This window comes from Blastopirellula sp. SH421, assembly GCF_057808535.1.
Genome location: NZ_CM173712.1, coordinates 1,179,305 through 1,205,198, shown reverse-complemented (window position 1 = coordinate 1,205,198; position 25,894 = coordinate 1,179,305). Strand labels below are relative to the sequence as shown.

At 56.2% G+C, this 25,894-nt stretch carries 24 protein-coding genes and 1 tRNA gene; 18 read left to right on the top strand and 7 right to left on the bottom strand.

Going from position 1 to position 25,894, the window contains the following annotated elements; translation table 11 throughout:
- Positions 1 to 111: 111 nt before the first annotated feature.
- Positions 112 to 1,428 carry an IS4 family transposase gene (locus SH421x_RS04990; RefSeq protein ID WP_488854298.1) on the bottom strand — a complete coding sequence of 439 codons (1,317 nt, stop codon included), beginning with the start codon at positions 1,426 to 1,428 and terminating at the stop codon, positions 112 to 114.
- 210 nt (positions 1,429 to 1,638) lie between these two features.
- Here SH421x_RS04990 and SH421x_RS04985 point away from each other — a divergent pair, with 210 nt between their 5' ends.
- The gene (locus SH421x_RS04985; RefSeq protein ID WP_488854297.1) at positions 1,639 to 1,995 is read left to right on the top strand and encodes a hypothetical protein; all 357 of its coding nucleotides are present in this window, start codon (positions 1,639 to 1,641) and stop codon (positions 1,993 to 1,995) included.
- A gap of 80 nt (positions 1,996 to 2,075) precedes the next feature.
- On the opposite strand, the gene SH421x_RS04980 is transcribed toward SH421x_RS04985, so the two are convergent.
- Positions 2,076 to 2,771, bottom strand: a complete 696-nt coding sequence (locus SH421x_RS04980; protein ID WP_488854296.1) for a transposase — start codon at positions 2,769 to 2,771, stop codon at positions 2,076 to 2,078.
- A 451-nt stretch (positions 2,772 to 3,222) separates the two neighbouring features.
- Between SH421x_RS04980 and SH421x_RS04975 the strand changes: the two genes are divergently transcribed.
- The 3 genes from SH421x_RS04975 to SH421x_RS04965 all read left to right on the top strand — a co-directional run bounded on the left by SH421x_RS04975 (position 3,223) and on the right by SH421x_RS04965 (position 6,317).
- Entirely contained in the window at positions 3,223 to 4,107 is an 885-nt protein-coding gene (locus tag SH421x_RS04975) for a WD40 repeat domain-containing protein (RefSeq protein WP_488854295.1), read from the top strand.
- Between the two features lie 713 nt (positions 4,108 to 4,820).
- Positions 4,821 to 5,804, top strand: coding sequence for a DUF1559 family PulG-like putative transporter (locus SH421x_RS04970; RefSeq protein ID WP_488854294.1), 984 nt, complete (start codon positions 4,821 to 4,823; stop codon positions 5,802 to 5,804).
- A gap of 75 nt (positions 5,805 to 5,879) precedes the next feature.
- The gene (locus SH421x_RS04965; RefSeq protein WP_488854293.1) at positions 5,880 to 6,317 is read left to right on the top strand and encodes a hypothetical protein; all 438 of its coding nucleotides are present in this window, start codon (positions 5,880 to 5,882) and stop codon (positions 6,315 to 6,317) included.
- A 3-nt stretch (positions 6,318 to 6,320) separates the two neighbouring features.
- Here SH421x_RS04965 and proB read toward each other — a convergent pair whose 3' ends face one another.
- Together proB and SH421x_RS04955 are read right to left on the bottom strand one after the other, a co-directional pair.
- Positions 6,321 to 7,469 (bottom strand): glutamate 5-kinase, encoded by a 1,149-nt coding sequence (proB, locus tag SH421x_RS04960; RefSeq protein ID WP_488854292.1) that lies wholly within the window; start codon positions 7,467 to 7,469, stop codon positions 6,321 to 6,323.
- A 97-nt stretch (positions 7,470 to 7,566) separates the two neighbouring features.
- Complete coding sequence (locus tag SH421x_RS04955; RefSeq protein ID WP_488854291.1) at positions 7,567 to 9,078, bottom strand: ATP-binding response regulator; 1,512 nt, start codon at positions 9,076 to 9,078, stop codon at positions 7,567 to 7,569.
- Between the two features lie 323 nt (positions 9,079 to 9,401).
- Between SH421x_RS04955 and SH421x_RS04950 the strand changes: the two genes are divergently transcribed.
- From SH421x_RS04950 to SH421x_RS04935, 4 genes are all read left to right on the top strand, one after another.
- Positions 9,402 to 10,181 carry a response regulator gene (locus SH421x_RS04950; protein WP_488854290.1) on the top strand — a complete coding sequence of 260 codons (780 nt, stop codon included), beginning with the start codon at positions 9,402 to 9,404 and terminating at the stop codon, positions 10,179 to 10,181.
- Positions 10,182 to 10,609: 428 nt separating this feature from the next.
- Positions 10,610 to 12,208: an amidophosphoribosyltransferase gene (locus SH421x_RS04945; protein ID WP_488854289.1), complete on the top strand. Its 1,599-nt coding sequence runs from the start codon at positions 10,610 to 10,612 to the stop codon at positions 12,206 to 12,208.
- Positions 12,209 to 12,317: 109 nt separating this feature from the next.
- Positions 12,318 to 13,895, top strand: a complete 1,578-nt coding sequence (gene gltX / locus SH421x_RS04940; protein WP_488854288.1) for a glutamate--tRNA ligase — start codon at positions 12,318 to 12,320, stop codon at positions 13,893 to 13,895.
- Between the two features lie 18 nt (positions 13,896 to 13,913).
- A complete protein-coding gene (locus SH421x_RS04935; RefSeq protein WP_488854287.1) occupies positions 13,914 to 15,125 on the top strand; it encodes a class I SAM-dependent rRNA methyltransferase in 1,212 nt (403 codons plus the stop codon).
- On the opposite strand, the gene SH421x_RS04930 is transcribed toward SH421x_RS04935, so the two are convergent.
- Positions 15,106 to 16,629 carry an AAA family ATPase gene (locus SH421x_RS04930; RefSeq protein ID WP_488854286.1) on the bottom strand — a complete coding sequence of 508 codons (1,524 nt, stop codon included), beginning with the start codon at positions 16,627 to 16,629 and terminating at the stop codon, positions 15,106 to 15,108. The two genes, SH421x_RS04935 and SH421x_RS04930, sit on opposite strands and share 20 nt — an antisense overlap.
- A gap of 366 nt (positions 16,630 to 16,995) precedes the next feature.
- A complete protein-coding gene (locus SH421x_RS04925) occupies positions 16,996 to 18,243 on the bottom strand; it encodes a hypothetical protein (protein WP_488854285.1) in 1,248 nt (415 codons plus the stop codon).
- Positions 18,244 to 18,396: 153 nt separating this feature from the next.
- On the opposite strand from SH421x_RS04925, the gene SH421x_RS04920 reads away from it, so the two are divergent.
- The 4 genes from SH421x_RS04920 (at position 18,397) to SH421x_RS04905 (ending at position 21,068) form a co-directional block, all read left to right on the top strand.
- Positions 18,397 to 19,164, top strand: a complete 768-nt coding sequence (locus SH421x_RS04920) for a hypothetical protein (protein ID WP_488854284.1) — start codon at positions 18,397 to 18,399, stop codon at positions 19,162 to 19,164.
- A gap of 6 nt (positions 19,165 to 19,170) precedes the next feature.
- Positions 19,171 to 19,785 carry a hypothetical protein gene (locus SH421x_RS04915; protein ID WP_488854283.1) on the top strand — a complete coding sequence of 205 codons (615 nt, stop codon included), beginning with the start codon at positions 19,171 to 19,173 and terminating at the stop codon, positions 19,783 to 19,785.
- 18 nt (positions 19,786 to 19,803) lie between these two features.
- Positions 19,804 to 20,394 carry a DUF2500 domain-containing protein gene (locus SH421x_RS04910; RefSeq protein ID WP_488854282.1) on the top strand — a complete coding sequence of 197 codons (591 nt, stop codon included), beginning with the start codon at positions 19,804 to 19,806 and terminating at the stop codon, positions 20,392 to 20,394.
- 362 nt (positions 20,395 to 20,756) lie between these two features.
- Entirely contained in the window at positions 20,757 to 21,068 is a 312-nt protein-coding gene (locus tag SH421x_RS04905; RefSeq protein ID WP_488854281.1) for a DUF2500 domain-containing protein, read from the top strand.
- Between the two features lie 20 nt (positions 21,069 to 21,088).
- Here the strand turns inward: SH421x_RS04905 and SH421x_RS04900 are convergent, their stop codons facing one another.
- Positions 21,089 to 21,370, bottom strand: coding sequence for a hypothetical protein (locus tag SH421x_RS04900; RefSeq protein ID WP_488854280.1), 282 nt, complete (start codon positions 21,368 to 21,370; stop codon positions 21,089 to 21,091).
- A 149-nt stretch (positions 21,371 to 21,519) separates the two neighbouring features.
- Here SH421x_RS04900 and SH421x_RS04895 point away from each other — a divergent pair, with 149 nt between their 5' ends.
- From SH421x_RS04895 to SH421x_RS04870, 6 genes are all read left to right on the top strand, one after another.
- On the top strand, positions 21,520 to 21,732 hold the full coding sequence (locus tag SH421x_RS04895; RefSeq protein WP_488854279.1) for a putative signal transducing protein: 213 nt from the start codon (positions 21,520 to 21,522) through the stop codon (positions 21,730 to 21,732).
- A gap of 86 nt (positions 21,733 to 21,818) precedes the next feature.
- Positions 21,819 to 22,223: an NINE protein gene (locus SH421x_RS04890; protein ID WP_488854278.1), complete on the top strand. Its 405-nt coding sequence runs from the start codon at positions 21,819 to 21,821 to the stop codon at positions 22,221 to 22,223.
- A gap of 49 nt (positions 22,224 to 22,272) precedes the next feature.
- Positions 22,273 to 22,692, top strand: a complete 420-nt coding sequence (gene pth2 / locus SH421x_RS04885; protein ID WP_488854277.1) for an aminoacyl-tRNA hydrolase — start codon at positions 22,273 to 22,275, stop codon at positions 22,690 to 22,692.
- Between the two features lie 300 nt (positions 22,693 to 22,992).
- A tRNA-Asp gene (locus tag SH421x_RS04880) sits at positions 22,993 to 23,066 on the top strand.
- Between the two features lie 589 nt (positions 23,067 to 23,655).
- Positions 23,656 to 24,300, top strand: a complete 645-nt coding sequence (locus SH421x_RS04875; protein ID WP_488854276.1) for an SHD1 domain-containing protein — start codon at positions 23,656 to 23,658, stop codon at positions 24,298 to 24,300.
- A gap of 610 nt (positions 24,301 to 24,910) precedes the next feature.
- Entirely contained in the window at positions 24,911 to 25,885 is a 975-nt protein-coding gene (locus SH421x_RS04870; RefSeq protein ID WP_488854275.1) for a tyrosine-type recombinase/integrase, read from the top strand.
- Positions 25,886 to 25,894: the final 9 nt, after the last annotated feature.

Genomic DNA, 25,894 nt, shown 5'->3' with positions numbered 1-25,894 from the left:
TGAAAAGGTGTCAGACATGAAAAGGTGTCAGGACTGAATGGCACGAGCTTACCTCTAAGCTGCTGTTGCGTAACGATTTCGGGGCGTTTGCATTAGTTTATACGCTTTCGGTCATTGCTTGATTTCTCGCGGCTCGTTGCGGTCGGGGCGGGCGCCGACTTCCAGTTGGCGGATCGTTTGCAGAACGTTTTCCCACTGGAACTCTTGTTGCTTCGTGTTCCAGCGGAGCGCGGCGGCGAACTCTTCGATCGCTTGCAGCGCGCCGGTAAAGCTGAGTCGCCAAGGAGGCAGGCGAAATTTCAGCGCGGTTGCCAGCATCGCGGCCCGCACCAGATTGTAGCCGATCATGTGGCAGTGGAGTTCCTTCTGAACCATCGCCGGACTTTTGCAGCGGAGGTGATCCATTTGCATTTGCGTTTTCAAGCTTCGGATATGCAGCTCCGCTTGCCAACGGCGACGATACAAATCCGCCAAGTCTTCCGCTCGATAAACGTCGGCCTGTAGCAGCGTCGTCGCCAGCGTAATCTGACGCGTGCGAAACCCGCATTGCGTGACTTGATATCGCAAGTGACGCACGAGAATCGACGACGGGTAGCTTTCATATTCGCGCTGCGTCATCCACTTCGGCCGCTGCGGCTTCGAATAGCTCACGACCTGATCGCAGTCCCCTTGGCGCAAGCCTCGGCGAAAATCGATTTTGCGAAGATGGTGCGCGCGAGCGACAATATCGATCCCGCGCAACTCCGATAAAGCGAGCAGCCAGAAGCTGGCGTAGTAACGGTCGGCGAGCACGATTTCTCCCGAGTGAAACTGCGACAAGAGCGTTCGCAACAGCGACGTCTCGCCTGTCTCCTTGCCGGCGTAACGTCCCATCGCAAACATCGTCGCCGCGCCGGTCGCTAACGAAAAGACATGTACGATCCGCGCCAAGGGAAAGCCGCAGCCAGGCTTCTGGCTTTTGATTTGCGGATAGGCGGTTTGATTCGCGCGGGTATCAGCCATCGTGACGGTCGTGCCGTCGACGATGACCACTTCGCGTCCCTGGAACCGCCAATCGCCGACGCCAGCTTCATCGCACTTTCGCGCCGTCCAAGCGAGCAGTCGTTGAAATAATGCAATCGGCAAGCGGCTCCGCGCTTGGCAATAGGAAGTGGTGTCGCCGCTGCAGCGCGGCAGTCCCTGGGCCATTCGCCAGGCGTTGAGCCGAGTCACGACCTGCTGACAACTATGATCGGCTGACAGCGTCTGCATCACGAACATCCACACAACGACCATCGGCGAATAGATGCGCTGCCGAAACGAGAAGCCGATCTCTTGACAGATCACGGCGACAACGCCGCTGGGCAGCAGCAACTCGCTGACGAAGATCGAAACGTTACGGAACTTGCTTTGTACTTCCTGCGGCGAAGCGTTAAACTGATCGGACACGGCGGGGCCTCCTGAAGCGGCGATTGTTACACCACCAATTCAGCGAAGCTCCGTCGTCTTTTCAAATTAGCTCGCTAAGTTGCAAAGCCCACGACCTGCTATCACAAGATCTTGCGACAGCAGGTTTCGCCCGTTGCCGTATTGTGGGGCGGAGGCTTTAAGCTCGTGCCATTCCCCCCCGACCCTTTGTTTCGTCCAGGATAGGATAGTATGCAACCCAAGCTAGTTGGTCCAGCAACGACGTTTTTCGATGCAACCCGAGCCGCGCTCGAGCAAGAGTATGGCGAGGGACAGGTAGTTGTGAACAAGCTTCTTGATGATTCAGGCGTTGTTGTTGTGCTACCAATGCGCGATGATGGCAAGACTAACGCCCAGATTCGAAATGCGTCAGGAGACGTTCGCTGTGAAATTGAAATTCCTGAGAGCTTCAACGGCGGCAAGGGGTTTGCGGATGCTTATTATGTGAACGGAGAGCTCACCGCGATATTCGTGCGCCCAGGATGTGACTTTGCCTTTATCGTTGACGAGAAAACAGGGCGAATTCTCAAGAGTTTCGAAACTAGGTAGTAGCCCCACCACGATCAATACCTGTGAAATGCCTCCATTTCCTGGCCCACTCGTTATGAGAGTTCGGATGAGAAAAGGTGTCAGGACTCTTTGTTTAGACCAGGCGTCGCCTTCTTCGGCCTTCCGCGTGAGCGGAGGGTGGAATCTAACTTCAGGCGGCTAGCGGTGGATTGGGTCCAGTCGGGGTCGCCAAAGGGGGAGCCTCGGCGGATCGCGTGGCGGACGGCATCGGCTTCTTTCTCGGACATCGCTTGATTGACCCGATCTTTCCAACGACCAGGCCGTGCGATCGGCCACGGCGTGAGCAGATTCGGCGTTCGTCGGGGCTTGGCTAACCAGCTCGCCAGCGAGCCCCATTTCCAGTCTTCGGCAGATGTCACCAGGCCGGCTTGCAGGGCATTGCGTTCGACGTAGCGACAAACGACCAGAAAATGCCCGTCGTCTTGCACCGGAAAACTTTTGAACCGCCCTTGATAGATGTGTCCTTCGCCGGAGGTCTGGCAGTGCGCGTGTCGCCGCATCGTATGCGTCAGGGTGACCCACCTCAGGAAATCGCTCATGCCGCCGTCGGCCGTGGGGCGGACGACCAAATGCCAATGGTTTGGCATCAATTGGTACGCTAAAATTTGACACGGGTACCGCAACAGCCCCTCGGCCAAAATGCGCTCGAACGCGTCGAAATCGTCAGGCTGATTGAAAATAGCTGCCCGAGAATTGCCACGATTCAAGGCATGATAAATGCCGCCAGCTTCGTCCGCTCGTTTTGGTCTGCCCATGACAACAGTTTAACATGTGCCGAGGGAGTAAAAAAGAGTCCTGACACCTTTTCTTCTCCACGCAAGACAATAAAGATTTGATTTATCGAGAAATCCTGGACAAATTTGGCATCCCCTATCCCCCTGAATTAATCTACAGTCCTCCGGTAATTGAATTTCCAACCGGACCAGTGGCACCTGGTGAACTGGGTCCAGTGATCCATTTTCCACCTCGCCCAATTCCAACTTTTGATCCAATTATTGTATATCCCCCCGGAATGAATCCGCCTTTAAAATAGCAAGAGGCACGACCATGTATTTGCCGATTTCTCGATTTTTGGCTGCCGTGCTTGTTAGCTTCGTCGCATTCGTCGGTAACACGCATGGTGACGACGATGCTTCCGATCGTTACTCCGCAATCGCACTTGGTGGTAACAATCGCCTTGCGATCGGATTTCTCACGGATCCGAGCTTGGGAATCTTTTCGACTCCGCCTAGCAGTTTCGGCATCGTCGATTTGAAATCGCCGGATAGCGTCTTGCGCAAGCGAATTAAAGGTCAAACATGGAAAGGTTTGTCGCCGTTTCGAGATCACCATTCGGTGGTTGCACTTGCTTGGTCGCCGCAAGGCGGACTTCTCGGTATTGGGCAATACGACGGAACCGTCGCCGTCTGGAATATTGGAGATGATTCTTTCCAGATCCTAGGCAAGCATGCGAGATGCATTCGATCGATCCTTTGGACACCAGACGGAAAACGGGTCATTACCTCCAGTGACGATGGACGAGTCGTTGCTTGGGACTGCGAGAAACAAGAAAAGGAGGTCGAGTATGGAGATTTTCAATTTGCAAACATCTCGATAGCGATTTCTCAAGATGGACGCCGACTCGCAGTCGTCGGTGTGCCGAGGGAAGTTACGATTCTTGACGTAGCCTCCGGCGTTGGTGTCGCAAAGCTGAATACGCAGAACTTTCTTGCGAATTCCGTTGTATTAGACGAGAGGGGCGAGCGCGTTTTTTGCGTTGATATTACCGGTAGAATACTTGCTTGGAATGTCGAAGATCGTCAGATGATAGGGCGATATTACTCGCCGCAAGGTGGACCGACCTCGATTCTATTCGTTCCAGGAGATTCCGATCGAATAATAGGTGTCGGCGGCAGATCGATTCAGATGTGGGATGCGAATACGATGAATTCGATCGCTAAACTTTCCTTCGATGTGGACTTCTCGGTCGAGTTCCGAAAATGTTGCTACGATTCGGTTCAACGAAAACTCTATGCAATGACAAAGCACGAAATCGTCGTGATCGCGGTCGGAGAAGCGGAGCTGCAGAAAGTTGGAACGGTGTCAAATTAACGGTAACGCCGTTGGACTTAGAGCACATGCCTGGGTGCCTTGGAACGCCGTTGCGCAAATGGGCAGGATCGTGTGGGCGAGAAAAGGGGCGAGAAAAGGCGTCAGGACTGAATGGCACGAGCTTAAAGCCTCCGGCAGGGTGGCCATTCATGAGGAATCCCCCGTCAAGTCGATAGTGGGATTTTCTAGGGGATCTACCCAAGCATCCATTCGGCGTATCCGTGCGTGCGGATCGCTATGCGATAAAATTCGGCCGCTCCCATTCACTGTCACTGTGTTTCGTCGGTTGCCGCAGGACCGCCCGTGGCCGGGCGGCACCCGCTCAGATCCGTACGTGCGGAATTACCGCATACGTCTTCTAATTGAGTGCCTGGCGTAGAAGCGATTGTTGGTGTGAGGGTGCAGGATTCTGGGGCGTGGGATCCATCTATCGGCAAGGCGTCTCTGCTTGCATAGCAGGCAGGCATTATTTTATTTAATTGCCCAGCAATTGTGCAAAAGCACAAACATCGGCAACGTGATCCGTTCTCTCTAACGGACAGATGCCCACGCTAGTGCGACCCTTAGCAAGAACTATTTCCCCCGCCCTCCTAATGGCGGGATTTCTTGGCTCTGCCCTCGTCATTCGGCCGCGGTTGGTATGAAGATTGCTTCAAATTTACGGTAGATATCACGTCATATCTTTCAATTCGATTTTTCCCCGAGAATTGTGAATGTCTACTCGAACAATTTCCCGCCGCGGCTTTACGCTGGTCGAGCTGCTGGTCGTGATAGCGATTATCGGCGTCTTGATTGCGCTGTTGCTGCCGGCGGTGCAACAAGCTCGTGAAGCGGCGCGGCGGATGCAGTGCTCCAACAACCTGAAACAACAGGGATTGGCGCTGCATACGCACCATGACACCTATCAGACCTTTCCGGATGGAGCCCCGAATTCGCATGGTCCTAACTGGCGGTTTGCGCTGCTACCAGGACTTGAGCAAAAGTCACTATTCGATCAGGTCGATCAGGATGGCGCAATACATTCAGGCTGCAACTCTAGCAGCTCGTATGGCCAGCAAGCGCTAAACTCGAACCTAGTTTTGATGGACCTTACTGTGGACGCCTACAGTTGCCCTTCCAGCGCACTTTCCGATCATGCAGAAACCAGCATGTGCAATTACGATCGTCTTCAAACGATCGACTACGTCGGAATCAGCGGCGCGTTTCCTGATCCGATCAATCGAACCAACGTCTGCTCGACCGGCACCGCCTACGGCGTCTATTGCAACACAGGCATGTTGGTCCCCAACCAGAAGTTTAAATTCCGGGACGCGACCGATGGAACGACCAACACCATGATGGTTTCCGAGCAATCAGCCCCCGTCGGAACCAACGACTGGCGAGCCAACTATCACGGCGGCTGGCGCGGTTGGTCCTCTTCAGGTGATGTGGTGACGAGAACGACGACGTTTCATACTTCCGGAATCACCAACGTGGCGTTCGCCATCAACGCCCCGTCCGGGCAAGCAGGCGGCAACACGACCCCCAAATCCAATGCCGCTTACGCCGGCAACACGATTCTGACTTCGTATCATCCCGGTGGAATCGAAGTTTTGCTGACCGATGGATCGGTCCGATTCATCGGCGAGACGCTTGATTTTCTGACGCTTCGTCAGCTTTGCGTTCGTGACGACGGACTAGTGGTGGGGCCCTACTAGTCCAGCACTGATCTCGAGCATCGATGTTCAATCACGGTTCATTCACGCAAACTTGCCGTTACCAGGTTCTTCAATATGACCGCATCTTTTTTTGCTCTCAGCCCGGGGCGTTCACTACCGTGGGCACTGCTCTTCGCCGCGACCTACCTGAGCATCTCAGGCTGCAACAGCAAAGTGGGACCGCCGACCGGAACCGTGCACGGCCACGTCACCTATCAAGGAAAACCGGTTACCAGCGGCGATATTACCTTTTACTCGGGCGAGTTGGGGAGCGGAATCTCGGAAGCTCTCGATGCCGAAGGCAAATACCTCACCCAAACGCCGCTGCGAACCGGCAGCTATGTCGTGACCATCCTGCCGCCGTCCGATCCGCCTCCTGAGGATCCCACACAGTTGGTCGTCAAAGTCGTCTCGAAAGATATCCCGGCCAAGTTTCGCGATCCCAGCAAAAGCGGTTTACGGATTGAGCTGCGCGAAGGGGTCAATACTTTCGATGTCGAGATGAAAGAATAGCGATTACTTCGCAGCGCGGCTCAGCGTCAGATTGTCACGATGGATCAGCTCGACATAAGGACAATGTCCCAGAATATCGTTGATCTTATCACTTTGGACGCCGCGGATGCGGGCCACATCGGCGGCTGAATAGTTAGTCAGGCCGCGGGCAATCTCGCCGCCATCCAAGCCGCAAATGCGGACGACGTCCCCTTTTTCAAAGTCTCCTTCCACACCGACCACCCCGATCGCCAACAGACTGCGACCTGACTCTTCGACGGCTCGTTTTGCGCCGTCGTCGATGGTGATCCGTCCCCGCGGTTCGACCGAGAAACCGATCCAACGCTTCCGCGGCGAAACAGTTTTGCCTTGCGGCAAAAAGAGGGTGCCGATCGTCTCGCCGTTGACAATTTTGGTGATCGCTTGCGGATCGCGCCCGGAGGCGATGATTACGTTCTCGCCGGCCGTTGTCACTAGGCGGGCCGCTTCCAACTTGCTGGCCATCCCCCCCTTGGAGAGACCGGTCTTTTTGTCACGCACGAACGACATTAAATGTTCGTCAAATTTGTGGACGACCGGGATCACCTGGGCTTCAGGATCATCCGGCGAGCGATCGTACAAACCGGCGACGTCCGACAAGATCACCAACAGCGGCGCGCGGAGCAAATTGGTGACGCGAGCCGCCAAGCGATCGTTGTCGCCAAAGGTGGTCATCAGCTCATCGACGGCGACCGTATCGTTCTCATTGATGATCGGCAGCACGCCAAACTCTAGCAGCGATACCAGCGTGTTGCGGATGTTTAAATAGCGAACGCGATGATCGAGATCCTCGGCCGTCAGCAAGACCTGGGCGCCGTGGCGACCATGCACTGCCAACGTTTGATCGTATGCTTCGATCAGCCGGGCCTGGCCAACGGCGGCGACCGCTTGCAAGCGGGCCAGATCGGTCGGTCGCGACTTCAGCTTCAGGCGATCCATCCCGGCGCCGACGGCCCCGCTTGAGACCAGCACCATTTTGCGTCCAGAGTCAAGCAAGCGGCTCATTTCTTCGGCAAATTGAGCGATTCGCTCGCGATTGAGCGTACCGTCTGGCGCGGTCAGAACACGCGTTCCCACCTTCACCACAATCAGATTGGCGGTCGCGGCAATTTCCTGGCGCAGAAGATCGGTCATAGCAAGCAGGAGACAGAGGAACACAAGGGGCGACAAGCTGCAAACCGTAGTTATCAACCCCCGCCGTAATCGCGGCAAGGGGATAGCGATCGATGAGTTAAGCCGATTGCGGTTGCACGTTCCGGAGCAATGCGACCAGATTGCCGGGATCGACCGGCTTGACGACATGATCGTCGAAGCCTGCCTCTTTGCTGCGGCGCCGATCCTCGGGGCCTCCCCAACCGGTCAGCGCGATAATCTTTACCCCATTTTGCCGCTTGTCAGCGCGGATGCGGCGAGCCACTTCATATCCATCCATGCCGGGCAGACCAATATCTAGCAAGATGACCTGCGGATTCTGCCGACGAAGCAGTTCGAGCGCCATCGGTCCGTCGTAGGCGACCGTGGTCGTCATGCCTTCAAAGGTTAGCAACATCGACAAGGTTTCGGCCGCATCCCGATTGTCGTCAACAATCATCACCGAAACCGGCCCCAGAATCACCGTGTCACTGTTTCCAATCACCGAAACCGTCGCGGTCGGCGCCGGAAGATCGACAAGCGGCAGGCGAACTTCAAAGCGGCTCCCTTTGCCGGGGCCGCGACTAATCGCGTCGACGGTCCCGTCATGCAATTCGCACAATTGCTTGACCAACGCCAACCCCAGACCAAGGCCACCATGATCGCGAGTATGGGAAGAATCAACTTGGGCGAACGCGTCAAAGATCCGCGCTCGATCCCCTTCGGCGATGCCTACCCCATTGTCAGAAACGGCGAGAATGGCGAATCCGTTCTCGGTTCGCAGATCGATACAGATCCGTCCGCGCCGCGGCGTATACTTAGCGGCGTTACTCAACAGGTTCGATACGACCTGCACCAGGCGGACACGATCTCCGTTCACTCCGATCGGTTCATCTGGGATTAACAACCGGACGTCATGTTCACGTTCATCAATTTGCGGCTGCAACATCTCGACCGCCGCGCCGATCGCTTCTCGAAAATCAAAGGGATCACGTATCAGTCGCATCTTCCCCTGCAAATAACGAGAAACGTCCAGCAGGTCGTCGACAATCCGAACCAACTGCGACAACTGACGCTGCACGGCGCGGCGCAGGGCGTCAAAACGTCGTGCATCATCGCGACAACGGGCCATCAAGTCGACGCTGGTCGCGATCGGCGCCAACGGATTGCGCAGCTCATGGGCCAACAGAGCCAGGTATTCGTCTTTTTGCAAATCCGATTTTTTCAGCGTTTCGGTCAGCGTCTGATTCTCGTTTGAACGCTGCTCTGCTTTTCGCTGGTCACAGCGCGTCTTTTCAAACGTGATAATGGTGACCCCGCCAACAATCGCATAGATCAGCAGAGAAACCAAGTCCGCAGGATGCGTGATCATCAAACTAGCGGATGGCGGAATGATGAAATGCGCGGCGGCCAAGGTTCCCAGCACCATCGCGACCACGGCTGCCTGCGTGCCGCCCAGCCAAGCGCTGATGATGACCGACAGATAAAAAACGCCAAACGGTAAGCGATCTTGCAAGACGGGGTCCAGCAGGGACCTGACCCAAAGCGCGGCCGCCGTAGCGGCGATGGCGAAAATGTAACCGCGAAAATGCTCGATCAAAACATTTCGCATGCTAGCACTCCCTTCGGCATTTGTGGATGAGATTGCCTTACAAATCCTTGCACGGCAAGGCAACTTTATAAACCCGCGATGGTCATTTCGCCAAGCAGCTTAGTCGAAAGAAATCAATACTATTTCCCTATTGCGGGTAATCCACACTTCGACCTACATTGAAGATTCTCAGATGACGCGTGTGGAAGGATCTCCACGCCAGGATGGATCCGCGATCAGGCTTAAGGAATGAGCTGGATCGTAGCGGGGCGAACGCTCTCTCGAAAGAGCGGCCTCTTAGGATAATTGTCAGCCGCACTACCGCGGCCCTGGTACGGAGACCTATGATGTTAGTGCTTTCTCGCCGCGCAAAAGAAAAAATCGTTTTCCCCAATCTTGCGATCACCATCGAACTGCTCCAAATTCGGGGCAAAATGGTGAAAATTGGCATCGATGCTCCCAAAGAAGTCTCGATCATGCGCCCCGACGCGTGCAGCGAAGGGGAACTCGAAGAGATGCAACGCAGCGCATCCCTACTTATGGGAAGCCATCAGTTTCGCAATCGCCTGAATACGCTCAATCTGGGACTGCATCTCTGCAGCAAACAGATTGACGCCGGCATGAACGAAGAAGCGACCAGTACGCTGCAGCGGCTGCTAGCAGAACTGAAAAATCTTGACGCCGAAGTTGGCCAAGGTCGCGCCGCCGTCCAACGCGAAAAATCAGCCGACAAATCACGCAATCTGCTGGTGGTTGAGGATGACGATAACGAGCGCGAACTGCTCGCAGGCTTGCTGCGGATGTACGGTTTCAACGTTTCGGTCGCCAAAGATGGCCAAGCCGCGCTTGAATATCTCGCGATGAACGACTTGCCTGACTATGTGTTGCTAGATCTCAGCATGCCGCGATTTGACGGTCCGGCGACCTTGCGCGTCATGCGAAACGACCCGCGGATGAGCAAACTCAAAGTGTTCGCCGTGACCGGCAGCGATCCCCAGCAATTTGCCGATGATTGCGACGAACCCGAAGACAAGTTTGACGCTTGGTTTCGCAAGCCGCTGGATCCGGCCGAAATCGTTGAAGCGGTCAGCCATAAAATCGGATCCGCACTCGCGGCTCGGTAGTCGAGTCACTTATGGACTGCCTTATAAAAAAAGCCCCGGCGATGCAGGGGCTTTTTTTGTTCTTGGCCGGTCATTCCACAGGCTAACGACCGTCTCGCCGGATAGTAAAACAGGAAAGATAAAAATGAAATGCTCGCAAAAATTCACTTGCGGCATACAGCTTATGACTAACCCCGCTTAATGCGCAATTGCTAGAAAATCGCTGCCATTTTTGCAGGTAACGCGAGTTGACGCTCATAAAGCCATCCAATTGGGGGAGATTTTACTTCGCTAACAAGCGGAAATCCGCTGTCTAGGATGGTTGAGTCTTCGCGGTGCGACTCCTAGAATGAAGTTACCCGCCTCTTTGATGGAATTTTCTGTGAAGACTGCGTCGCATGCAGCGACGTAAGTCCCAGTCCGGCAAGGGCTTTTAACGCGAGTCGTTCATGAGCGAGCTTTATCACGAGTGCGGGATTGCCGCCGTTTATCATCTTCCCGGCGATGAACTCAGCCCTCTTTGTCCGGACCAGGGCGCGAACCATGTTTCGCGGTTACTGCCGCGCATGCTGCTTGATATCCAAAATCGAGGTCAGCTAGCGGCAGGGATGACTTCTTTTAATCCTGACCGCAAACAGTTGATTGACACGCACCGCGACATCGGCACCGTCCGCGAAGTCTTTCGCCTGTCGCATCGCGGCAAAAGCGAAGCCCTCATGCGAGAATACGCTGGCTGCGCCGCAATCGGGCACGTTCGCTACGCAACCTGCGGCCAAGACGATCGCAGTTACGCCCAGCCGTTCGAGCGGCACCATCTAATCAAACACAAATGGTTTAGCTTCGCCTTCAACGGGCAACTGGCCAACTATGATGAGCTGCGGGATCGCCTGCTCGCCGACAATGATCATCACTTGGCGCGCGAGACCGATACCGAAATCATCATGCACGAGCTGAGCCGCGAGATGAACGGCGACCGCAAAGTGCCGCTGATCGAGGCCCTCCGCGGAGCCAGCAAACGCTTTGACGGCGCCTACAGCCTGGTCATGCTCAACGCCGAAGGCGAAATGCTGATTGCCCGCGATCCGCTCGGCATCAAGCCGCTTTGTTATGCGATCGAAGGCCAAATGTTCGCCGCCGCCAGCGAAAGTGTCGCGCTGCTCAATCTGGGCTTCGAGCCAGAAAGCATCAAATCGCTAGCGCCAGGGCATGCGATCACCATTTCTGGCGGCAAATTCTCGATTCACGAATTCGCCAAGTCGCCGCGCAAGGCGCACTGCTTCTTTGAATGGATCTATTTCGCCAACGTCGCCAGCACCCTGGATGAGCGAAGCGTTTACGTTACTCGCACCAATCTGGGGGTCGAACTGGCCAAGATGGAGCGCGAGGCCAATCGCGTCACCATCGACAAAGACACAATCGTCGTCCCGGTCCCTGACACCAGCAAAGCGGCCGCTGACGCGATGGCGTTTGAACTGGGCGTGCCATCCCGCGAAGGGCTGATTCGCAATCGCTACTCGGGCCGCACGTTTATCGAAACCGGCAACCAGCGACGTCGCGCCGCCGAGATCAAATACACGCCGCTCCGCGAAGTTCTCGAAGGCAAACGAATCTTCCTGGTCGAAGATTCGATCGTCCGTTCGACCACCATGCGGGTACTGCTCGATCGCCTGCGTGATCGCGGTGGAGTCAAGGAAATTCATGTCCGCGTCGCCTGCCCGCCGATCATTGCTCCCTGTTTTTACGGGATCGATATGTCGACGATTGGCGAACTTTTTGCTCCCGCATTTTTGCCGGACGGGCATTTGACCGAGGAAGCCCAGGCCGAAATGGCGGTCGCACTGGGCGCCGATTCGGTTCGTTTCCTGCCGCGGGCGGCGATTGCCAGAGCTGTGGGACTTTCGGCCAACGACCTCTGCCAGGCCTGTATCACCGGCGATTATCCGACACCGGGCGGAGAACGGCTCTATCAGCTGGCTGTCAACAACAATATTAGCGGCAACGAAGGGCGAACCTACGAACGGCGTGATCCGGTCATTTCGACACCGTAAGTAATCGTCACGGCGACCTACTTCGTTCGAATGCCCCTTTGCGAGCGGCGGGCCGGCGCTTTAAGCTGGTTGGTTCGATTCTTCTTTCCGTCCGCTATAGTAGTTCGCCATGGTTCGCACACGCTTCGCTCCCAGCCCGACCGGATATCTCCACATCGGCGGGGTTCGCACCGCGCTGTTCAATTGGTTGTTCGCCAAACGTCACGGCGGTCAATTCATCCTGCGCATTGACGATACCGACCAACAGCGCAACGTGGACGAAGCCCTGGCCCCAATTTTGCACGGCTTTCGCTGGCTCGGCATGGATTGGGACGAAGGCCCCGAAGTCGGCGGCCCCTTTGAACCCTATTACCAATCGCAACGGCTCGAGCGTTATCAAGCCGCCGCCCAACAACTGCTGGCCGATGGCTTCGCCTACTACGACTACGCAACGCCAGAAGAACTAGACGCTGAGCGAAAAGCGGCCGAAGCCGAAAAACGTCCTTTCCAATACAGTCGCGCCTTCATGGCCGAGACCGAGGCCGAACGCGCCAAGTGGGAAGCGGAAGGCCGCACCTTTGTGGTTCGTCTGAAAATGCCGCGCGAAGGAGTCTGCGCCTTTACTGACAGCGTCCGCGGCGATGTCGAGTTTCAATGGTCCAAAGAAAACGACCACGTCATCCAACGCGCCGACGGCACCTGTCTGTATCACCTGGCGAGCGTCGTCGACGATCATGACTTGGAAATCACCCACGTCATTCGCGCCGAAGAGCATCTCTCGAACACTCCGCGTCAGATCTTCATCGGTCAGTCGCTGGGATATCAACTGCCGGTCTACGCTCACCTGCCGTATGTCGCTGAGCCCGGCAGCAAAAACAAGCTGAGCAAGCGGAAGCTCGAAAAGTACCTGAAGAACGCCGACTTCAAGCGGCTGAACGAACATGGCCAGGCCATCGCCGAGCAGATCCAACTGCAAACTTCGGCCGAGACCTTCAATCCGGTCATCGTCGACTTTTACGAGCTGACCGGCTACCTGCCAGAAGCCATTTTGAACTACTTGGTGCTGCTCGGCTGGTCGCTGGACGACAAAACCGAAGACCTAACGATCGACGAAATGATCGCCAACTTTTCGCTCGAACGGGTCACCCGGGCGCCGGCCAGCTTTGACTGCAAAAAGCTGTGGTCGTTCCAAGATCGCTACATGCAAAAGCTGCCGATCAAGCAGAAGACCGCCAAGTGCTTGCCCTTCTTGCAAGCCGCTGGCCTGGTCGCCGATCCGGCGCCGTGCGAAGTAGGCCCCAAGCTGACTCGCATCATCGAAGCCTGCGGCGATCGCTTGAAAGTGCTAGGCGACATCATCGCCTACGCGGATTACTTTTTTGTCGCTGACGATCAAATGCAGTACGACGAAAAAGCGTTCGCCAAACGCCTTGGCGACGCGCACACGCAAGAGTTGCTCGCCAAGTTTCGGGCGATGCTCGCAGCGCTCGAGCCGTGGGACGTCGCGACGCTTGACAAAGCAATGCACGATTTTGTCGCTGCTGAAGAGATCAAAATCGGCGATATCATTCACGCAGTCCGCATCGGGACTACCGGCCAAGGAGTCGGTCCCGGTTTGTTCGACTGTCTTGACATTTTGGGAAAAGATTCGTGCTTGGCCCGCATCGATCGGACGCTGGCCCTGGCCGCAGAAAGGAACGCGACTTAACGTCGCCAAGTAACCAACATGTCGCAACAAATTCCCGCCGAAGGCATTCCGAAGGCAGTTTTGCTGCCGCGCAAAGCGCAGCCCCTGTACGGACGTCATCCCTGGGCGCTTCACTCAGCGTTTGATCACATTGATACGGCGGCGGCTGACGGCGATGTCGTGCAACTGGTCGGCGATCATGGCCGCTTCGTCGCTTACGGCGTCGTCAATCGCAAAAGCCGGATCCATGTCCGACTATACAGCTGGGATGTCGAGCAGCCGCTGGATGACAACTTCTGGAAACAGAAGATCGCCGCCGCGATCGACGGACGTCGCCAACTTGGCCTGTTTGACGAAAATGCTGGCTGCCGGCTGATCTACAGCGAAGCCGATGGCCTAAGCGGTTTGATCGTCGATTACTTCGCCGGTCATGTCGTTTTGCAAGTGAATGCGCTCGCGATGGAACGTCGGCTCGATGTAATCGTCGCCGCGCTCAACGAGCAGATCGCGCCCAAGAGCATCTCACTCCGCGGCGAAGCTGGCGTCATCAAAGCTGAAGGGGTCACGATCGAACCGCGACTCTTGCAAGGCGAAGTTCCGTCCGAGCCGATCTTCATCCGCGAGAACGGCATTGAGTTTGAACTGGAGCTTTCAACCGGCCAAAAGACCGGCTTTTATCTGGATCAACGCGAAAACCGCATCGCCGCCGCCAAGTACTTTGCCGGACGTCGTGTCCTTGACATGTTCTGCTACACCGGCGGATTCGCGCTAGCCGCCGCCAAGCTGGGCAATGCCAGTGAAGTAATCGGGATCGACGGCAGCGACAAAGCGATCGATCTGGCGCGCCGCAATGCCGAGCGCAACGGCATCACCAACGTTCGCTTTGAATCGATCGATGCGTTCGACCATTTGAAAGCACTAGTCGATGCCGGCGAGAAATTCGACGCGGTGATCCTCGATCCGCCGAAGTTCACCAAAACCCGCCGCAACATCAACGAAGCGCTCAAAGCCTACTACCACATCAATCGTCAGGCAGTCAACCTGCTAAACCCCGGCGGCATCCTGGTCACCTGCAGCTGCTCTGGCAACATCTCGCGCGACGACTTCCAAATGACGCTGCTCGGCGTCGCCCAAAAGTCAGGCCGCGACATTCAACTGCTCGAGCAACGCAGCGCCTCGATCGATCATCCGACACTTCTTACCTGCCCCGAGACGCAGTATTTGAAGTGCTTTATTTGCCGGGTGAATTAATTACGCAATCATGAAGGCCGAAGGCCGAATCAGGAGGAGGTTGCCAAGCTATCTCTCGGCTCTGCTCTTCCTTCGACATTCGACATTCGTCCTTTGACATTTCGCCCAATCGGTCTCTTAAATAATAGGTGGCGCTGTTTCCGGTTTGCTTGGGTCGGTCACTGGGGTTCCTCACAATTTCCCCTTGTTCGATCATCTGCTCCCACATCGGTCCGAACTTGGCGCTGCTGATTCCGCTTTGCTGGCGGATTTTTGGTTGGGTTGCTTTTTCGGGGTCCAAATGCTGCATGGCGACGCGGATTCTGGCGCGCAGCTTTTGGGTAAGCGTGATCGATTCACGTTCGGCGGCTTCGTCTTGTAACGTTTCGCGCTGGTGCAGCGTGACGTTCCACGTGCGATTGGCCGTAGCGGCGAACTCTCCTTCCTCGATGTCGACGCCCCAGATTCCGCCGTGTCCGGCGTTGCCGCCGTAGGTGAGCCACAAGTGATGTTGGCCGCTGCCGGGCTCATACGCTTGGCGGCGATTGACCAGCAGCCATTGTCGCGCAAAATCTTGACAGCCAGCGCTGGGCATGTCGGCCACATTCATCGCGCGCATCGGGAGCGACTTTCGCGCTAAGCAACACACAATCGGCGTGGCGCCAGCTTCCAAACAGCAGCGAACCAGCGCACGCACCTGCGTCGCTTGGGCTGCTCCACGAGCTGCGGTAAGTTGCTGCGGATCGATCACGACCGCTTCTAGCTGATGACACGCAATCCAGTCACGCAGGCAATTCAACTTTTCGGCGTCTGTCCCTTTGTCTAAAGTTAACGCCCAGAACAAATTGGAGCGTTTCCTGGGATCCGCCTTGGCCGTATTGCTGCACCGCCGCATCAGCTCGCCCAGCATCTGACGCTCACCTTCTGCACAGACAAAGCCGACGCGAAACGCCTGCTGCGCGGCGACTTGTCCCAGAAAATTGCCCCCGCTCGCCAGCGCATTGCACAAGTCGACGGCGATCGAGGTCTTCATACTTTTGCTGGGACCAACAATCACCGCCGGTTCGTTTCGCATCAGCACGCCAGGCAACAGCCACTGCGGTGGAGTGGTTTCAGTGAGCAGCTGTTCGGTCGTGAGCTCCAAAAATGAACTTTGGTTGGTTGCAGGATTCGCCACGTTGTCCTCAACAGTTGCAGGAGCTGCGGCGACCAAGCAGTCGCTCGAAAAATTTTCTACGCTTGGATCCGGCTGGAGCAATTGTTCGTCGTAGTCCATGATTTGGTGAAGCAGCAGGGTCGTCTCCTCTGGGTGATAGCCGGCGACCGACATTCGCGCGCTGATCTCCTCAAGGTCGCTGATCGGAATGTCTGCGGCCTTCATCTGAGCAATCACGTCCTTGAGAGCACCAAACGGACGGCCCTGCAAAAAGGAGGGCGACTGGTTGTGCGTCGCCGCCGGGCGTCGCTTTGTCCCTTTTTTTCTTCGTGATCGTGCTGCTTGCTGACGATGTCGTTTGACGCTCATGCTCGTTTTCTCCAGTTGGGAGGGAAGAAAAGCGGATAGAATCAGGGCCTGCAATGATCAAAAACCACCACAAAACGGCCCGCCAGATCCAAACGCCACACAAAAAGAACACGCCACCACCCAATAGAGGAAAGCAGCGACAGCAGCAGCGCACAGACCCAGTAATTGCAAAGCAACTACACAAACAAGTATTACAAAGTCCAAAGACATTGTCAACACTTGTAACAAAGAAAAGCGACAACTTTCCCCCGTGGTCGCCTTTCGCTCCGCGAAAGCAGCGGGCGCCAAGAGAACGCCGGACAACTTAGCACACGTGAAGACGCTACTTTCGCAGAGCGAAAGGCGACCATGGGGCGAATAGCGGACTTAGAGATTCATTATCTGGCGAATCACCGCTTCTGCGGTCATTCGCGTTGTCGGCAAAACTTGCGTCAGCGGCAACGGGACGTCATCCAACCGGTGCATGCTGCCGCCGCACTCGACGCCTGGTTTGGCGATGCGAAAATGGATGTTTGCCGGCAGGTCGTTAGGGCTCCAGCCCAGCGAGATCGTCGGCAGCTTCGCCATGGCGGCCAGCATCGCCGGCGGAGCATTTGTCAGCCAATCGCCGTCAAAGCGAATCAGCGCGTCGACTTGCCCCCGAGCCAACAGCTTTGCCGCGCGAAAGCCGGTCGGATCAAACGCGGGGCCATCCGCAGCAAAGCGTACCGGGCTGGGATACCCGGTTCGCCAGGCGATGGACTCAGCGGCGCCGATCCAATTGGGGCCGCTGCGCAGCAGCGAGATAATCGCGCGGCTGTTGCGGTTCAACTCGCGCACGTAGTCGGCCAACGTTTCCAAAATCGGGGCCCCATCGGCGCCGCCGTAAAACGATGGCCCGCAGATGATCGCGGCATAGGTTGCCGACGCGAGGTGAGCGTGGAGCTGCTCGATCTGGGCCAACTGCGTCACACGCGTGGGATCAATCGGCTTACCGCGAGCCAACGCCAACAGCGTGTGAGCGGTTTCCAGATTTTGAGAAAGGGGCGCTTGGCAAAACCATTCGGATCGAGCCGATGTCGCGGTCGCTTGGGTATCGATCGTCAGCGAGATTCGCGGCTTTGTCAGAAACCTGCCTGCCGCGTCCAAACTGAAACGTTCAAAATGTCGCGGCTCGGTCGTCGCCGGGTCGGCGTTCCAAAACAGGATCACATCAGCCCGATCGCGGATTTCGCCCAGCGTGGCGGTGATCATTCCGGTCGACTGCAAGACAACGCCGCTGGGGTCTGGCTCGGCCGGATTGCCGGCGTCGACATACGCGCCCAAGCGATCGGCCCAGTCGAGCGCCGCGCGTTGACCGTCGATCGTCAGCTCGCCCAGTCCGACCATCAGCGGCGACTTGGCGGCGGCCAACAACTTGGTCGCGGCGGCGATCGCCGCGTCGCTGGTCGCTTGTTTCCCGTCGATCGTGCAAGAAGGGGCGGCGTCGTTGGTGAGCGCAAAATAACGGGTCGCATGCGGGCAAGCCGGCGTAATCTGCGCAACTTTCCCCGCGGTGACGGTGACTTGCAGGTCATCGCACAAACAGCTGCAACCGCAGCAAACGACGTCGGCGAAGGTAATTGGCTGGCTCAAGGGGCTTCGATCCGCTTCAAGGGGGTGAGTCGCTATTATAGCGGAACTGGATCAGCGTGAAATTCGCGAAAAGGGACAAGATTTTGCCGCCGAGAACGAATACCATAGCGTTTTCTAGAGGAAGACCGTTGTTCTACAGAAAGAGGACCGCCGGTGAAGTGCGATAGCTGTGGAGCAAACTCCTCGCCGGAAGCCAACTTTTGTCAGCACTGCGGCGCCGCGATTCCGTTGCCTGACGATCTGCCGCCAAGTCGCGCTCGCATCTTTGAGCAAATCAAAGCGTCTCCTCAATTCCAACAGGCGCAATCGCCCGCTCGACTGGCTCAATTGCCGAAACCAAGCAACGGATCAAAAACGCTCTACAACATCTTTTCGATCCTGATCGCTGGCAAGCTTGCGATGGTGGCCTCCAGCTGCATCGTGTTGCCGATTGGATTTATCGCGATCGTGGCTTACGTTTCGTATCTCTCTCAAAATTACAATTACGATGATCCCCAAGCTTTAAGACTGTCGCTCGAAAGCGGCCATCATCGCTTCTATCACTTCATGCTCTATCTCATTCCGTGCATGCTGGTATCGTTTTTGGCGATCAGTCTCTTTCTCGGGCTCGCCATACGATGGGTCAGCGACAAGATTTTTTCCAGCGTCTCCCCCGATTCAGATAAGCTGGCCAAGGCTCCGGTCGAAGTCTACGCGGCGATCGCGGTCTCCAAACGGATGCACCCTGGAGACAGCGCCCATTCTGCATCAACGCGTTGCTTCGTCACCTTTGAACTAGAAGATGGCCATCGCAAAGAGTACGCTCTCTGGTATGGAACGATGGATGGCCGCATCGCCGCAGACGATGCCGGCGTACTATTTACGCGCGGCGAATATGCGGCGGACTTTGACCGGATCGCTCCCTCAGCAGATCAAAATTGACTTCCCATGAAATGCGATAGCTGTAGCGCTGACATCTCGCCTGACTCGCTTCGCTGCGAGTTCTGCGAATCCCATGTCAATCGCCCTGCCCTGGTCGCCGTTCAGCCTGTCGATCCTGCGCGACGGGAACTGTTTGAGCGAATTAAAAGCTCTCCCCAGTATCGGGAAGCAGTCTCGACGCAACCGTCGATTCCTTTTCCGCTGTACATCGAAACCGGCGTTCTGACGTTTTTTTGTGTCGTGACATTCGGCATAACGATTGTTATCGCGTTCTATGCTGGGCCCATGTGCATCATTCCCTTAGGATTTACCTTCCTCGCTGGCTATGCGTTGACAGAGTCCCGCTCCAAGCTGCAGTCGTTCGCAAATTCTCCGGCGACCACGGTTCCGGTGATCGTCGCTGCTAAACGGGCCACGTCCAGCAGCGTCTTGGCCGAGCACTTTGCTACTTTTGAATACGAAGACGGCGATCGCGAAGAACTTCAAATCTGGGAGCAAAAGCTGTTCGGTAAACTTGCCAAGAGCGATCCCGGCGTCTTGATCCGGCATGGTGAATTCGTGATTGGATTCTTGCCGTGCGACGATGTAAAGTCGGCTTCTTCGCCCGTTTGCTGGAATTAACGGAAGTTCCCTAACACCATGAAATGCGACAGCTGTAGCGCTGACATCTCGCCCAGTTCGCTTCGCTGTGAGTTCTGCGGTTCGCACGTTCATCATGCGCCGCCGGTCGCCAGCCATTCGACGAGACCAACGCGCGCCGAAATCTTTGCAAAAATCAAAAGCTCTTCCCAGTATCGGGCGGCGACAGCAGGACCAGGCGCCGTTCCTTTGCCGCTGTTCTTTCACACCGGCTTCTTGATGTTTTTTTGTATCGTGACGTTTGGCATGACGATCGTCTTTGGAATTTTTGGTGGGCCGATGTGCGTTGTCCCCTTAGGCATGACGATCTTCGCTGGCTTTATGCTGGCCAAGTCAGGCGCAAAGCTGCACTCCTTTGCGACATCCCCCACGGTGAAGATTCCGGTAATTGTCGCGGCCAAACGGGTCGAGATGCACGGCGAGCACAACAATATCGCCGCCTACTACACCACCTTTGAATACGAAAACGGCGACCGCGAAGAGATCCATCTTTGGGAGCAAAAGCTGTTTGGGCAACTTGCCGACGAGGACGCCGGGGTCTTGTTCCGCCGCGGTGAAATCGCGGTCGATTTTCGCCGCGTACCGCTGTAGGTTACGGCCTTGGCCTGAGGTCCAGTGTTCAAGATTGTCTCCAGATCGCTTACCAATACCCCTACACCATCATGAAATGCGATAGCTGCAGCGCCGACGTTTCGCCAGACATGCTTCATTGCATGTTTTGCGGATCCTATGTTGAACGCGGCGCTATCAAGAGCGATTCGCACAAGGAATTTCCACAGCGAGAGGTCTTTGAACACATCCGAAGATCTCCGCAATTTCAAGCCTTGCTTCAAAGCCGTCGCAACAGAAAACGCCTTCTTTCCCCTTCGTTCTTTGCTCCCGACCGAGCGTGGGTTCTCTCGTTCGTCGCATTGATCGGGATCACGATCACAACTGCAATCCTAGCGGGCAACTTGTACCTCTTTCCGATGGTGCTCGCTATCTCCAGTGGCTATATGGTGCTGAGCTCTGGCCTGAAAAAAGACTCCGTCGCCAAGTCCACTTCGACACCGGTCCCAGTGATCGTCGTCACCAAGCGAGTTGAGATGCGGGGCGAAAACAGAGACATCCCCTTTTACTTCGCCATGTTTCAATTCGAGAGCGGCTTGAATAACGAACTGCCGATTTGGGACCCCCAACAGTTTGAACAATTGACCCCAGCCGCCCCCGGCTATTTAATCCGCCGCGGTGAAATCGCGGTCGATTTTCGCCGCGTACCGCTGTAGGTCACGGGCAAGGTGCTGACCTACTCGACCGGCCACACGTACTTGGTTAGCAGGTAATACTCACCGCCGACTGCAGCCACGCATGCCAAGAGAAAGAAGAACGTGTTAAAGATACTCGCGTCCGGATCGGACTCTTCGTCCAGCATGGCGCGAAAAATCGGCGGGATGAAGACCGCCTTCAAAATTGCGATCGTCGTCTCCCAAAACGAATCTGCGGCATTATGAGTCGAATCGAACATGATCCAGCCCAGCAGCCAATAGATGGGAATATTGAGAACCAGCAACCAAACGATCAAATTCATCTCTACCTCCAGCGGATGCCCAATTGGAGTGTTTTATTATTTCTCTCCCGAAACGCCGTTGCAAATCGGTTCTTGCTTCTCCCTGGCCAAAATGGGGTACAATACTTGGACAGCCTTGAATGGATTTCACCCCGTTTGTGAGAGAAACAATGACTGACATCAACTGGACCGAAGTCCTGACCGCCTATAACGAGAGCCAGGCCGAAGTAATTAAGATCGCGCTGGCCGAAGAAGGGATTCCCTGCACCATCGAAAATGCCCATCAAGGGGGCTTCACCGGCGTCTTTCAGGCTCGCGTTCTGGTCCCTGAAAGCTACGTGCATGCCGCCAACAAATTGCTGGAAGCGCACAAAGAAAAATAGCGTTCGCCCAATCGCAAGATCTGGTCTCCTGGGACGAATAGGTCAGCTAGGCCCTTTCCTGCTTTTGTTCAAAGGTCATTTTTGCAATGAATCCAAGTAATACGCATTCGCTGCTGGTTGGCTATCTCTGCTGGTTGTTCGGATTTTTTGGCGCGCATCGCTTCTATTATGGGCGCCCGATCACCGGCACGATCTGGTGTTTGACGTTTGGGCTCCTTTTCGTCGGTTGGATCATCGACTTGTTTCTGATCCCATCCATGGATCGCGCCGCCGATCGACGTTATGTCGCCGGTCGCATCGACTACAACGTGGCCTGGCTGTTGTTGGCGTTGCCGTTCACCGGTGTGTTTGGCATCCATCGCTTCTATATGGGCAAATGGATTACAGCGATCATCTGGCTCTGTACCTTCGGCTTGTTCGGAATCGGCTGGTTCTACGATCTCTGGACGTTGAATTCGCAGATTGACGAAGTGAACCGCACGCCTGTTTAACCCGTCCCCAGGCATAGCCACCCAGATTGTTGGAGCCGTACCGATTGATATGCATCCCCTCGATTCGCCCGCCGATACGACGCCGCAGACGACTCTGGTCAAACAGGTGATCGTCATGCGGCACGATCTGGGGATGCGTCGCGGCAAGCAGATCGCCCAAGGGGCTCATGCGTCGCTAGCATTTTTGACCCATCGCATTTCCCAGGGACCGATTGCGATCCAAGATTTTGGCCCTGCCCAGCAGAGTTGGCTGACCAATCATTTCGCCAAAATTTGCTGCCGGGTTAATAGCGAGCAAGAATTGCTGGACATTTACGCCGCCGCCCAACAAGCAGGCCTCGAAGTTCACCTGATCACCGACAGCGGCCGGACCGAATTTCACGGCCAGCCGACCCACACTTGCCTAGCGATTGGCCCGGCCGAAGCCGAGAAAATCGACGCCGTGACCGGCCATCTGCAACTGTTGTAACGGCTGATTACCGGCAATTTAGCCCCCTGGGGCGAACCATTCGGACCAGCAAGCGTCCTACAGTCGCCCCCCTTGAAACAGAGGCGATGAAATTGGAAAATAGAAGCCTGTCAGAGCTCCTCGCGAGTTCCCCCACAGACAAAAAAGCTTCGGCAGGGCCCCTTGCCCGGCAGAGAGTCGAAGCTATACTTGAAAACTTCCCAGTGAGGGCCAGAGCCTGTCTGTAAGCCAGACAAATTTTGGTCTCCCTACTGCTCAGGCCTCCTGAGCGGCAAATATCACTGAGAAACCCAAGAAATTGGGGCCGTAGCTCAATTGGTTAGAGTACCGGACTGTCGATCCGGTGGTTGCGGGTTCGAGCCCCGTCGGCCTCGCTTGCTGTGACTTTGTTGCACGCACGCATTTGAAAATTGATCGCCTTGATCTTCACCGATCAGGCGGTCTTTTTTTTCGCGCATTGGGTACCGGATTTTGGTCCGGTGCTAGAGGTGGTCGTTTTGTTGAAAACAAACGACTTAGAGTGAGTACCGGACTACAACTCCGGTACTTTGGCCGGCGGCTTTCCGGCCTTGGGGTATGGGTAAAATTCTTTGCAGCTCAGCTGCTCGGACTGGTGTAGTTACCCCCATATCCCAAGGCCGAAAATCCGCTGGCCGCAGTCTATAGGGTAAGCCCAAATCTCGGTGGGTCGTCTACACCCTCGGCGCGCATTCTCGCCGTCAAAAAGTTTTTGCGTTTCATCTCACCGCCTATCGATTGTTCCTTCCTCGCGACGATTCATCGCCCCTCGCTACGGCCGATCCAGCGGCCGCGCTTGCCTGAAGGTTTTTAACATTAGCACGCAATATGGGCCGGGCGTCTGTTTTTTAACTAGTCGATCAGGGGCCACACCAAAGGGTGGAACGAGGCAAGGTTTCAAACTAAATTAGGACGTTTCAATTCCCGAATTCGCAATAACATCTCATGGCCTGCCTCGGATTTCTCGCGATCTTCGCGTTCGTTATTCTCGTTATTCTCCCATTAACGCCCTGGTTATCGTCCACGCTGAAAATCCGCTACTGGGGACCATTCGGCTACTTCACGCCTGCCAAGACAAATCCGCAAGCCGTCCGCGCCGGCTGTCTCTGGAGTCTGGTGTTTCTTGTGTTGACCTGGGGCTCGTTTTTCTTTCTGTGCGGCGGCGGTTTCCTCTTGATCATCGCCACACTGGCGCAACCCGATAACCGCAACGCTTCGAGCCATTCGCCTGCCGCTTTGCCGACATCGCGGCGGCAGCCGATCACCGAAAGAGCCGCGTCCGACGTCGCGGCCGAGCTGCTCGACGAAACGTCAGCTGAAGGCGAGACGATGGCGGCCGATGAACAGGCGCTGCCGACGTCGATCACGCCGCCGGCGTCGTCGCTGATCGAGTTCGCCAACCAGTCGCCGCGCACCTGGTCTGACGTCAGTGACAAGTTCGAGATATCCGCGACGCTGATTAATTTCGACGGCGAGTTGGTGACGCTTGAGAAGGAAACCGGCGAACGCATCACGCTGCCGATCGTCAAACTGGCGATGCCTGATCGCAACCACGTTCGACAACTCGCCCGGGATGCGCAGCGCAAATAACGCGCGGCCTTTCACGTGGATTTTTTCGAGCACACGGCCCGCAGTTTTGCGGGCCGCGATCGTTTCTTGGCGGCTATTCACCGGCGCACGCGAGCGAAGTCACGCTTGACGCGCCGCCAAATCGGGGTAGATTAATTCCCAACTACATCAGTTCGCCGGCCAAATGGCCGGCAAGACGCCGCCGCATCACTCGCCGCAGCGTCCAAGCTCAAAAAAGTACAGCGAGATCCCCAAACACTTGCGCGGCGCCCCTCGGCGCTGACCGCTCGACCAATCTCGGCCGCGCGGCCCTTCGTGTTGGTCTTCTCGCAAATTACCCGACATGACGCAGCCGTTCCGCTGTACTTTCCGGCGTTTGGCTGCGCGGCCGAGATTTTCCCTAGCGAATCGCAAGGCGCCGGCGTGCAAATTTTGCACGTCGTCGTCTGCGGTCGCTGCTTGCCTTTTCCGGATGAAAGGGTTCGGCGCATGCCTGCGACGACAACCAACACGACGGAACGATCAGCGGCCAACGCCCGATGGTTTGGGCGTTCCACGGAGCAATCACCGTCAAGCCGAGCAGCGATGGACGCGAGGAGGAAGCCCGGCCTGGCTGTTTGGACGAAACGCCATGATCACCATCGCCCCCGCTTACGCGCACTGTCCCAAGCTGCGCGAATTTTTCGAATCGCACTATGTACCGCAATGCTTGGAAGATCCAAGTTCGCGCAACGTCGAAGGATACCGCCGCGCGCTCGATCTCTGGGAAACGCTCACGCCCAACCCGCCGATCGTCGAGATCACCGCGCAAACCTTATCCGATTTCAAAACGCGTCTAATGGTCGCCAAGTGGCGCGGCCGCACGATCTCGGTCAACACGGTTCGCAAGCACTTGTCCCATGTGCAATGGATACTCGACCAAGCCGGACCGCCGAGCAATCGCGGGTCGCTCAAGACAGCCGCTGGCTTGGTCGATCGCGTCCCGTTTACCAAAATCCCGAAGCGGCGCGAGACATTCCAACGCGAAACGCCGATCGAGCACGTCGTCGCCTTCTGGCACGTGCTCGACCAGGCTCGCTTTCCGATCGTCGGCGACATCCCGCCGGGCGATATGTGGCGCGGCCTGATCGCGCTGATGTGCTCGACCAGCTTGCGGATCGGTCAATGCGTCGAGCTGCCGACCTGGACGCAAGAAGGACGGACAACGATCGACTGGGAAGGACGCCGGCTCATGGTTCCGCATCAAATCTGCCGCAAGTCGAAGAAGGACGAACCGAAGCCGCTGCACGAATTCGCGATTCAATCGCTGGCGAAGATCCGCGACGATCGTCGCGACCTGCTGTTGCCATTCTTTCCGGCGCTGCACTCGAAAACGACGATCTACAGCGAAGCGCACCGCCTGCAAGATCTGGCGCAAGTTCCGCGGTTCGCATTTCATGGCATGCGGCGCAACGTCATCACAGCCTTGTCCGATATTTCGCCGGCCGCGGCGCAACTCGCCGCCGGTCACTCGAGCTACCAAACCACGAAGATTTATCAAGACTTGCGCCTGCTGACCGAAGCGGTCGATCAATTGCCGATCTGGGCGCGACTCGCGGACAACTGACGCCCCTCA